Raw genomic sequence first — 10,234 nt, 5'->3', positions numbered from 1 at the left:
ACCTTCTGCGGATCATGTAGTCGGCCAGCTCCAGCAACGTCTCTTTGGCCGGTGATGGAGGCAGAACATCCAAAGCCCTCTTGCCCTGTACTACCATCTCCTCTGCTCTGGACCTGGCATACTCAATCGAGCCGCTCCCTTCCAGAATGGAGATCGACCGGAAGATCTCCTCTGCCGATGCATCCTTCTTGCTGAAGACCGGCACCACTATGTCATTGGCAAAGGCATGGATCATGATCAATGTCTTCTTCCCCTCGATCAGATCCCCGCCCTGCTTCTTTCCCGAGACCTCCTCCGGGGTCAAAAGATCGATGACATCATCCTGGAGCTGAAATCCCATGCCCGTCAGCCGGCCAAACTCATCCAGCGCCCTGACCACCTCGAGCGGTGCCCCGGCCAGGAGCGCCCCCATCCCAGCAGAAGCGCCATAGAGAACACCGGTCTTCTTCTCGATCATCTCCATGTACTCGTTCTCAGTCACCCGGTCTTTGGATTCGAACTCCATGTCCAGCCACTGGCCCTCGCAAATCGCTGTACAGGTTCGGGAGAGCATATTCATCGCCCCTAAGATCCGCTCCGGGCTGGCAGCAGTCATCCCCAAAACCTGAAAGGCCTTGGAGTAAAGGGTATCGCCAGCCAGAATAGCTCCCGACTGCCCCCAGATCTTATGCACCGCAGGCCTCCCCCGACGCACATCGGCATTGTCCATGATGTCATCATGAATGAGAGTGAAGTTATGGACCAATTCGATGGATACCGCCGCCGGAGCCAGGGCGAGAGCCTCTCCACCCGCAGCCTCAGCCGCAAGTAGCAGCATCGACGGCCTCAGCCTCTTCCCGCCGGAGTCCACCAGGTGCCGGCTCGCCTCATACAGGCCGCGCGGATGCATCACTGGGAGCAGCTTTTCGATGGTTGCCGTTACCAGAGCCGCACGCCTCTCCAGCTCTTCCTCCATCATCCTTCTCACAACCTCCCTATCCCTTGATTCTATTTAAATTAAGCTTCAATCGATGAGAAGCTCCTGGCCGTTCCTCACCAGATGGATATTCGATCCCAGAGAGTAGCCAGTCTCCTCAGCCATCATCAGATAGCTGCCATGACTGGCCAGCGTCCCATGGCTCGGTATGACATGCTCCGGATTGATCATCCGCAAGAGTTCCCAGTGATCCTCCTGGCAGGCATGCCCGGAGACATGCACATTATCGTAGATCCTGCCTCCTCTCATCTTTAGCTTGGTCACCACAGTATGGCGGTTGGACTCGTTCAGAGGCTGGGGAATGATTCCTGCAGAGAAGATCACTCGATCTCCAGACTCCACCAGAAAGTCGGTCTCTCCATTGGCCACCCGGCTCAATATCGCCCCCGGCTCACCCTGATGGCCGGTCATGATGGGCAGATACTTGTCCTTGCCTTCGCTCATGATCCTCTTCAGGGCCTTGTCCACCGACTTTCTCCTTCCAAAGACTGAGACTTCCCCCTGCTGGGCATAACCGGTCCGCACTGCCGTACCCCAGTACTTCTCCATGGACCGGCCTAAGAGCACCGGCTTTCTCCCCATCTTATGAGCTGCTTCGATTATCGCTCTGATCCGGGCGATATGGGAGGAGAAGGTGGTGACCATGACCCCAGACCTGGATTCCTCTGTGCCGATAAGAACGTCCATCACCAGGTCCTTGGCTATCTGCTCGGACGGCGTCTTTCCGGAGATGGCGGCATTGGTGGTCTCGGTGATGAGAGCCAGCACCCCCTCCTTTCCCAAGGCCCTCAGCCGGGCAAAGTCTGGCGGCTCACCCAATGTCGGCGATCGATCGATCTTGAAGTCATTGGCATAGAGAATAATCCCTTTGGGAGTGTGAATGGCGGCAAACACGCAGTCCACAATGCTGTGCTGTACCCGCACGAACTCCAGATCGATATCCGGCGTAACCTGAAAACGCTCTCCAGCGTTCATGGTCTTCAGGGGATTGTTCACCCCGAAGATCTTCTCCGACTTGATCTCCTGATTTATCAGGTCTGCCGTAAACGGAGAGGCAATTATCGGAGCATGGTACTTATGAGCCAGCTTGGATATGGCTCCGATATGATCGAGGTGACCATGAGTGCAGGCGATAGCCCTGACCTTTCCATCAACGTTCTCCATTATGCTGTCATCGGGAATGGCGCCTATGTTGATCAGGTCTGCGGCATGCAGGGACTCTACATCGGTATCCTCATGAATCTGCACCCGATCCAGCCTGATCCCCATATCCATTACTACAATATCTTTTCCTATCCTTATCGCAGTCATGTTGCGGCCGATCTCATTATAGCCGCCGACGGCGATTATCGCAATATCTTTCATTTTGTCAACTCTCTATAAGCAGAAAACTCATTCAAATCATAACCCCGGGCCCCAAGCCATTCTCTGGTCCTTCCTAGAACCACAAGAGGGACTCCTTTCAGCTCCCCAGCCCTTCTGCAACCGGTGAGGAACATACAGATCCTCAGAGCGCGCAGATACGGGCTCATGGCTCTGACCACGGCTTTTGCATCTTTTGTTGCCGGTTTAAGCATGGGAAGGGCAGTCCCGGCAAGGCTCGCCCCCAGTGAGAGGCTCTTTGCAACATCCAGGCCGCTCCGGATCCCTCCCGAGGAGATGACGTCCAGGCCGATAGATCGGCACTCGACGATGCTCACAGGAGTAGGAATTCCCCAGCTCCAAAACAGCCTTCCCATCTCCTCCAGGTCACAATCGCCGATCTCAGCTGCCCGGTAGGTCTCAACTCCGGCCCAGGAGAGGCCCCCCTGCCCGGATACGTCTATCATCTTGACTCCCACATCTGCCAGGCTGGCAGCCGTCTCCCTGGATATGCCCGCCCCCGTCTCCTTGACGATTATGGGCACCGATCCATTTGCTGCCTCTCCTAACACTTTGACCACCCCGGAGGCATCTCGATCCCCCTCCGGCTGAATGCTCTCCTGGAGGAAGTTCAGATGAACGGCGATAGCATCGGCATCTATCATCTCTGCCAGCTGATCCAAAATCCCGGGTCCGGACCGCTTCAGCTGCACCGCGCCGATGTTTCCGATGATCGGAATATCGGGAGCGGCATCCCGCACCGCGGAGAAGGTATCCTTCAGGCTCTCTTCCTCAAGAGCTGCCCTCTGCGAGCCCACTCCCATGGCTATGCCAAGCTCGGATGCAGCCAGAGCTAGATTTACGTTGATCTCCTTGACGCTGGGATGGCCTCCGGTCATAGCGCTGATCATGAGTGGTGCTGATAGCTTTCTTCCCAAAAACCGGCAGGAAGTATCGATATCTGCCTCGTCGATTTCCGGCAGAGCCTTATGGACAAGCACCAGATCATCAAAGGACCTAGCCACCACTCCCTCAGACTCCACAGGATTGTCCAGACAGATTCTGATATGATCGAGCTTTCGACTGGAGGTGGTCAATCCGGCCTCCAGACCTTGGTCCCTATGGCCTCGCCCCGCAGAGCCCGCACGATGTTCCCCTCTTTGGAGGCATTGAATATCATTGAGCTCATGCCCATATCTGCCAGGTCCAGTAATTCATCCAGCTTTCCCTTCATCCCGCCGGTGACGTCAATACCTGCGCTTCCTCCGATGGCTCCCTCAATTAACGGAAGATCCGATCTCTTGACCTCTGCCATGGGACGGCCAGAGAACAGTACCCCATCCACATTGCAGCCCACGGCCACAATCTCTGCCTTGAGAGCTCTGGCCAGATGGCTTACCAACTGGTCCCCGGATACTATCCCTGCCCTCTGAGTCAAGTCCATGGCCACATCACCATGCAATATGGGCATAATGCCATCCTCCAGCATCTTTTTTATCGGCTCAGTGGCAAAGCTCTCTATTCTTCCTCCGGACAGGATCAAGCAGGATAAGGGGTGGACGGGCAGGGCCCCGACCCCTGCTTTGGCCAGGGCCTCGAGCACCAGACGGTTCAGTCTGACCACCGACTCATGGGTCACCCTCAAGCCCTCCGGACTGAACCTCTGTGGCAGGCCATATTGTCTGGCAGGAATATGTCCAAATGACCCTGCTCCGTGCACCAGCACCAGATCGTGGGGCCTGGAGGCGACCTCTCTGGCCACCCGCTCAATCTCCATGGGCAGGGCGCCTCTCTCACAGCTCTTATCGGTCAGAATGCTTCCTCCGATCTTCAAGACCCGAACCATTGCTCGCCCTCCCGACTCACGCAACCTCCAGCCGGACGCCCTCACAGCCCATCATAGCTGCAAATGCCATTCCTCTGGCCTGCCTCAAGGCCACCAATAATGCATCCTTTCCGGCCATCCCGGGAAGGGCGATCATGCATCCTCCTCCTCCCGCTCCCGTCAGCTTGGCCCCTAAGGCTCCTCCGGTATTCCTCGCCGCATAGACTAGCTCGGACAGCTCTCTGGAGCCCACCCCCAGGGCCTCCAAGAGGCCATGGTTGATGTCCATCAGCTCGCCCAGATCTTTCAGTCTCTGCTCTCGGATCAGAGGAGCAGCCCTCTCGGATATGGCTCCTATGGCCTGGAATATGGGACCCACCAGGTCTGGATAGCGCTCTTTTAAGAGCTGGACCTTCTCCACCAGGGAAAAGGTATCATGAGGCAGTCTGGTGTATCCCACCACCATCTCTAAAGGTGGAAGATCGAGACGCTGGTTGTCATCTGCAATCCTCTGGTAGCCGCCATATGTGGCCAGAGCAGTATCCATGGGGCTGCCTCTCCCCTTTTGAACCTCCTTCTCTATGCGGTAGGAGAGAGCTGCAATCTCTTTTTGTGATAATTCCAGGCCCAGGTGACCGTTTAGAGCAGCTACCGTGGCAACCACTATGGACGCCGATGATCCGAGACCCGCTGCCGGCGGGATGTCCGACTCGATCATGACCCTAACATCCCTTGCACCAAGCTCCTTTAAAACAGCTGATACATATCTGGTAGCATAGGCCGCACTGGCTGACCTGATCTCCCCGGTAGAGAGATCCAGAGAAAAACCTCGTAGTGAAAGGTCGTCAGTCTCTATCAAAATCCTTCCCGGCAGGCTCTGCACAATAGCCCTAGCTCGCAGATCTATGGCTCCTCCCAATGCGGCAGTGCCGGAGACAACGGCATGCTCTCCGAAGAGGATGATTTTGCCGGGAGCCGATGCCATCGTCATGAGAAGCCCTCTTCAGGTGAAGACAATCGCTCCGTATCCTACTACCTGGCTATAGTCGCCGCTCACGTCCCCACTTGTGCCGTAGCAGAGCAGCTTGCCGCTGCTGGCCCCCAAGAGGCGAGAGGCGGCAATGGTTGCCGCAATCGGTCCGATGCCACATGAGGATGCATTAAAGCGGTAGACCCGGGAGTAGATCTGGGGGATATCCATATTCAGGATGGCCTCAATGACCTGTGAATCCACCTTTCTTGCCACTTCCCTTGGCTCATAATGGGTAAAATCGCTGCTAGCAATCACGGTGCACTTTCGCCCAAGCTTCAAGGCCGCCCGGGCGATCTCCTCGCCCACCTCTACTGCCGTCTCCTCATCCTGCATTCCCATGGAGATGGCGAGGATCTTGAAATCCTCAAACCGTTTCTGAAGAAATGGAATCTGCACCTCAATTGAGTGCTCATGCTGGTGAGCGGCCTCATCATGGTCGATGATGCTCCCGGTCAGAAGATCGGCCAGCTCGAGGTCTGGCGTGACCACCCCCAGAGCAGTTCTCCATGAATCGCGAGATAGTGCTACCGGAGATCCTAAGCCATGATGGTTAGGCCCCAGGATCACATAGGTCTCTCTCTTTGGCAAGCGGGAGTAGACCATTGCGGCAATCCGGCCAGAATAGACATATCCGGCATGGGGGACCACGCCGCCCACTATTGGCATCTCCTCTACAGGAGGCATAAATTCATCCAGCTGGCGCCTAAGCTCCGCTGAGCTACCTGGGTAGAACTGGCCGGCAACAGCTGGAGGCCTCACGGACTCAGAACTCCATCTCGAAGTCCGAGATAGTGTACTTGAACCGGTCCTCTTGTCCACTCTCACGCAGCACCTGGCGAGCAAGGAGCCAGTAGATCAGAGTGAGAGCCTTTCTGCCCTTGTTGTTGGTGGGTATAACCAGGTCGACATTTGAGGTCATATTGTTGGTATCGCACAGGGCGATCACTGGTATCCCCACATCAACCGCCTCATTTACCGCCTGAGCGTCCCCGCTGGGATCAGTGGCAATGATCACATCCGGCTCTATGAATCCCCGAAAGGCCGGATTGGTCAGGGTATTGGGCACGAAGCGTCCCACATTTGCCGTTGCTCCTGTAGCCTTGGCGAACATCAGGGCAGGCCTCTGGCCGTACTGCCTGGCGGATACAATCAGAATATTTGTCGGATCGTATTTGGACAGGAACTTGGCGGCCAGGCGGATGCGCTTATCTGTGGATTGAACATCCAGGACATAGAGCCCGTCTGACCTTACCCGGTAAATGTAAGGCATCATATCATTTGTCTTCTGCTGAGTACCAATATGTACGCCCGCGGCGAGGTACTCATCTATCGGTATGAGAGTCTCATATTCTCCCGCTACCGTCATCACCTCATCTTCTTCCAACTAATTCACCTACCTTAATAGCGATTGCGTTTTACGGTGATGGGAATTACGCCCAGTCTCATCTCTTCAAGCGCTATTTCAAGAGGGTCGGTATGATTTGTATCGATCAATACTGGAGCGCCCATGAAAACCTGCAAAGCTCGTGCTCCTACGATGCGCGCACGTTCATATCTGGTATATTTCTCGCCCTTCAAATAGCCACCTCAAAAGGAAGAGTATGATGGGGTTGCTGAGATTCGAACTCAGGTCACAGCGTCCCGAACGCTGTAGGATGGACCAGGCTACCCTACAACCCCCTTCTACTGGTACCGCCTCAGGGTATCTACTATCTCCACATGGGAGAGCAGCATACGCCTGCAGCAATATTTGTCTATTCCCAGGTCATCCATGACTTTGCCGGGAGGCTCTGTCTTGATGCGCTCCCGGTATTCCTCCCATACATGGGATATCACTCTGCCGCAGGAAAAGCACCTGACTGGTATCAAGCAGTTTCACCTGTAGGACTTCTGGTATTTGGATCTGGCACCAGGGCCACCGAACTTCTTCCTCTCTTTCTGGCGGTGATCGCTGACGAGAAGATTTCGGTCGTATTCGGAATAGGCCTCTTTCAGTGCCGTATCGCCCGTCCACTCTACTATGCCCTTGGCAATTGCAGTGCGGACGGCGTCAGTCTGCCCCATGATCCCGCCGCCACTGACGACGACATCGATGTTCATTCCTTTTAATAGGTCTCCGGCGATCTCGACCGGTTCCTGAATCTTGAGTCTGGCAAGCCTGGGCTCGTGGATATCCAGAGGCACCTTGTTGATACGCACGATGCCCTTTCCTTCCTTCAGAGTGGCCCTTGCAGTTGCCGCCTTTTTCTTGCCAGAGGTATTAATAATCTTCATATTGAACCTCTCAGAAGTTTGCTCCGAGCCTCTTGCTCAAGGCGCCAAGCTCGATGTACTTGTTGTTGCTCTCAGTTCTCATCTTAGCAGCATCAGGCTGGGATAACTCCATTCCCTTGAACTCTCTGGGAATGCCCACATAGATCTTGAGCCTGGAGAATGCATCTCTTCCCCGCCTCATCTTGTAGGGAAGCATGCCCCGCACCGTCCTCTTCAGGATCATCTCCGGTCGTCGGGGGAAGTAGGGGCCTCTCTCTTTGCCGCCACGCGCCCTAGTCTGACCGTAATCCGTAAAGATGTGCTCCTTGTCCCCGGTGATGAGAGCTTTCTCGGCATTGACGATATTGACCTCTTCTCCTGCCAGGAGGCTCTTGGCGGTGACGCTTGCTAAGCGCCCCAGGACCAATCCAGTTGCATCTACTACTAACATCGCTCTCACCTCAAAATCTTAATGCCCGATCCCTTGGGGTGCTCTTGCATCAGGTTCTCTATCCGCATGCACCTGCCGCCAGCTTGCTGAATCTTGGACATGGCCTGGCTGCTGAAGTTGAGGGCAGCCACGGTTACATTGTGCTCCAGATTGCCTGAGGCCAGGACCTTTCCGGCCACGAGAACAGTATCATTTGACTGGGTGTGCCTGTTGATCTTGCTAAGGTTCACAGCAGCATAGTTGCGACTGGGCTTCTCCAATCTCCGGGCAATATCACGCCAGAGGGGAGCGCCCGTATCACGGGTGGCTGCCTTCAATTCGCCGATAAGGCGGACTATCCTTGGGTTTGTCTTCTCAAACGTCATTTGAATCCTCCGCATGGCCGAAATAGGCCGACTCACGCGTCTTGTGCGCGTTCGAACCATGTGGTTCATGCGCCCAGGGCATAATAATCCCTGTGCGGAATATGTAGCTCGACAATCCACCAGTATTTAAGGGTTTGCTAGGGGGATATTTGGCTGCGGGGCCTATCAGCTGATGAAAGTAGCTGATAGTATTAGCTGATAATATTTGCTGAGGATATTATTGCTTTTGATATTATATTCCAGCATGCTCCGTCGAAGACTTATTATAAATTAAGGCTAAGTTAGTCTGGGCGAATTTAATGATCGAATTCATCGACATGACCCTCGCGTTCTGTGTAGCTTTAGGATTTGCCCTGGGGATCATCAGCGGCCTGACACCCGGCCTGCATCTGAACAACTTCGCCTCCATGCTCCTGGCCATCTCTCCCCAGCTCCTCCTCCTCGGCTTGACTCCCTTTCAGATGGCCTCCATAATCCTCGCCGCCAGCATCTCCCAAACGTTCTTCGATGCTATCCCGGCGATATTCCTGGGAGCACCTGACTCAGAGACCGCCCTCTCCGTTCTTCCCGGCCAGAGATTGATGCTGGAGGGCCGGGGGATTGAGGCGGTTCGCCTCTCGGCCCTGGGAAGCGCGGGCTCGATCGCCTTCGCCCTTCTCCTGGTCTATCCCCTATCCTGGATCATCTCCAGCTACTACGACTACCTGGTCAAGTATGTAGGCGTTCTCCTCCTGGCCATCTCCCTGATGATGATCAAGTCCGAGAGGGGACCGTGGATCGAGGGCCAGGGCAGTCTGGTTCACTGGAAGTATAAATTGATCGCAGGGATGCTCTTTCTGACCAGCGGCGTTCTGGGCATATTCGCCTTTGAGCATGAAGATCTGCTATACTCCCCACTGGATCTCGAGCCACAGGTTCTCCTCCCCCTCCTATCAGGGATCTTCGGAGCCTCATCCCTGATCCTGAGCCTCACCACAAAGGTCCAGATTCCCAAGCAGACGGAGAGCAAAATCAAGATGCCGGGCCCAACCATTGCCAAGGCGGTACTGTCCGGCGGCCTGGGCGGATCGCTGGTGGCCTGGATTCCAGGAGTCTCGCCCTCAGTGGCCTCGATCGCCGCCCGCCTGGGGTCCCCCGGCACTGCAGAGGAATTTCTGGTTTCCATCGCCGGGGTGAACTCGGCCAATGCCCTATTCTCGCTCGTCGCCCTCTATGTGATAGACCGGCCCAGGAGCGGGGCTGCGGCAGCCATCCAGCAGCTCCTCACCCTGGACCAGAACATCATGGCTCAGATGATGATTATGGCAGTGATTGTGGTCCTGGCATCATATCTGGCTACCATCGCCGCTGCCCAGCTGGCTGCCAGGAGCATATCCAGCCTGAACTACCCCAGGCTCTGCATCATTGTGCTGGTCTTCCTGCTGGCAATGACCTATGCCTTCACCGGCATCTTCGGCCTGTTCGTCTTCTTCCTCTCCACCATCGTGGGGCTGATCGCCCCAGTGGCAGGCATCCACCGGATCCATGCCATGGGAGTATTGATGCTGCCCCTGATCGTGATGTATATTTGACGGAAATATAATTTGGATGCTTCATATTGCGGCGTCCTCTCCGAAAAATTTTCCAGATAGAGAGTACTTGGAAGGGAAGGTCCGGAAATTCATCGGCAAAATCAGCATAGGGTTTGACTACTGGTTCACGTTCATTCTCAATCCTGACGTGGAGCCGATAAATAATAGGGCAGAGAGGATTGGGGTGTCTCCAAATGCTAACCGCAAGACTAGCCAGCTAAACATATACGATATTTTAAATACTATCGAATCCTATTAGTAATAATATTAGGCAAGTTAGGGGCTATTTAAGAACCTTAAGATGCCGCCTGAACCTTCATCTCAAAGGCTCTCCATGCGAATCGCCTGTTAGATTGGTGTTGAAAACAATAAATCGAGGATATATGGTGCTTTGTAAG

Annotated in this window: 14 protein-coding genes and 1 tRNA gene; 2 read left to right on the top strand and 13 right to left on the bottom strand. The window is 54.9% G+C overall.

Annotation, left to right across the window (positions count from 1 at the left end; all coding sequences use genetic code 11):
* The 13 genes from BP822_RS07620 to BP822_RS07560 form a co-directional block, all read right to left on the bottom strand.
* Positions 1 to 958: polyprenyl synthetase family protein (locus BP822_RS07620; protein WP_286878082.1), on the bottom strand; the 958-nt coding region annotated here is incomplete at its 3' end.
* A 45-nt stretch (positions 959 to 1,003) separates the two neighbouring features.
* Complete coding sequence (locus tag BP822_RS07615; protein ID WP_286878080.1) at positions 1,004 to 2,341, bottom strand: RNase J family beta-CASP ribonuclease; 1,338 nt, start codon at positions 2,339 to 2,341, stop codon at positions 1,004 to 1,006.
* The gene (gene fni, locus BP822_RS07610; RefSeq protein WP_013720010.1) at positions 2,338 to 3,435 is read right to left on the bottom strand and encodes a type 2 isopentenyl-diphosphate Delta-isomerase; all 1,098 of its coding nucleotides are present in this window, start codon (positions 3,433 to 3,435) and stop codon (positions 2,338 to 2,340) included. The genes BP822_RS07615 and fni overlap by 4 nt, the downstream gene beginning before the upstream one ends.
* A complete protein-coding gene (locus BP822_RS07605; protein WP_013720011.1) occupies positions 3,432 to 4,184 on the bottom strand; it encodes an isopentenyl phosphate kinase in 753 nt (250 codons plus the stop codon). Before BP822_RS07605 ends, fni begins: the two co-directional genes overlap by 4 nt.
* Before the next feature lie 16 nt (positions 4,185 to 4,200).
* On the bottom strand, positions 4,201 to 5,154 hold the full coding sequence (gene mvk, locus BP822_RS07600; protein WP_013720012.1) for a mevalonate kinase: 954 nt from the start codon (positions 5,152 to 5,154) through the stop codon (positions 4,201 to 4,203).
* Between the two features lie 12 nt (positions 5,155 to 5,166).
* Entirely contained in the window at positions 5,167 to 5,955 is a 789-nt protein-coding gene (locus BP822_RS07595) for an MEMO1 family protein (RefSeq protein ID WP_048132377.1), read from the bottom strand.
* 4 nt (positions 5,956 to 5,959) lie between these two features.
* Positions 5,960 to 6,562: a 30S ribosomal protein S2 gene (rpsB, locus tag BP822_RS07590; RefSeq protein WP_048132379.1), complete on the bottom strand. Its 603-nt coding sequence runs from the start codon at positions 6,560 to 6,562 to the stop codon at positions 5,960 to 5,962.
* Positions 6,563 to 6,594: 32 nt separating this feature from the next.
* A complete protein-coding gene (locus BP822_RS07585) occupies positions 6,595 to 6,774 on the bottom strand; it encodes a DNA-directed RNA polymerase subunit K (protein ID WP_013720015.1) in 180 nt (59 codons plus the stop codon).
* Between the two features lie 27 nt (positions 6,775 to 6,801).
* Positions 6,802 to 6,876, bottom strand: a tRNA-Pro gene (locus BP822_RS07580).
* Between the two features lie 3 nt (positions 6,877 to 6,879).
* Positions 6,880 to 7,065 (bottom strand): DNA-directed RNA polymerase subunit N, encoded by a 186-nt coding sequence (locus BP822_RS07575; RefSeq protein ID WP_013720016.1) that lies wholly within the window; start codon positions 7,063 to 7,065, stop codon positions 6,880 to 6,882.
* A 6-nt stretch (positions 7,066 to 7,071) separates the two neighbouring features.
* Positions 7,072 to 7,470, bottom strand: coding sequence for a 30S ribosomal protein S9 (locus BP822_RS07570; protein WP_013720017.1), 399 nt, complete (start codon positions 7,468 to 7,470; stop codon positions 7,072 to 7,074).
* 10 nt (positions 7,471 to 7,480) lie between these two features.
* Entirely contained in the window at positions 7,481 to 7,900 is a 420-nt protein-coding gene (locus tag BP822_RS07565) for a 50S ribosomal protein L13 (protein WP_013720018.1), read from the bottom strand.
* Positions 7,901 to 7,905: 5 nt separating this feature from the next.
* Positions 7,906 to 8,265, bottom strand: a complete 360-nt coding sequence (locus BP822_RS07560) for a 50S ribosomal protein L18e (RefSeq protein ID WP_232844280.1) — start codon at positions 8,263 to 8,265, stop codon at positions 7,906 to 7,908.
* Between the two features lie 299 nt (positions 8,266 to 8,564).
* Between BP822_RS07560 and BP822_RS07555 the strand changes: the two genes are divergently transcribed.
* Both BP822_RS07555 and BP822_RS07550 read left to right on the top strand, forming a co-directional pair.
* The gene (locus tag BP822_RS07555) at positions 8,565 to 9,836 is read left to right on the top strand and encodes a tripartite tricarboxylate transporter permease (protein WP_013720020.1); all 1,272 of its coding nucleotides are present in this window, start codon (positions 8,565 to 8,567) and stop codon (positions 9,834 to 9,836) included.
* Positions 9,837 to 9,852: 16 nt separating this feature from the next.
* A complete protein-coding gene (locus BP822_RS07550; RefSeq protein WP_273278382.1) occupies positions 9,853 to 10,095 on the top strand; it encodes a hypothetical protein in 243 nt (80 codons plus the stop codon).
* The last annotated feature ends 139 nt before the right edge of the window (positions 10,096 to 10,234 follow it).

This window comes from Methanosaeta sp. UBA458 (genome assembly GCF_002496085.1).
Taxonomy (GTDB): Archaea; Halobacteriota; Methanosarcinia; order Methanotrichales; family Methanotrichaceae; genus Methanothrix; species Methanothrix soehngenii.
Note: the sequence above shows the minus strand (reverse complement) of the source record. Positions and strands in the feature narration are given on the sequence as shown.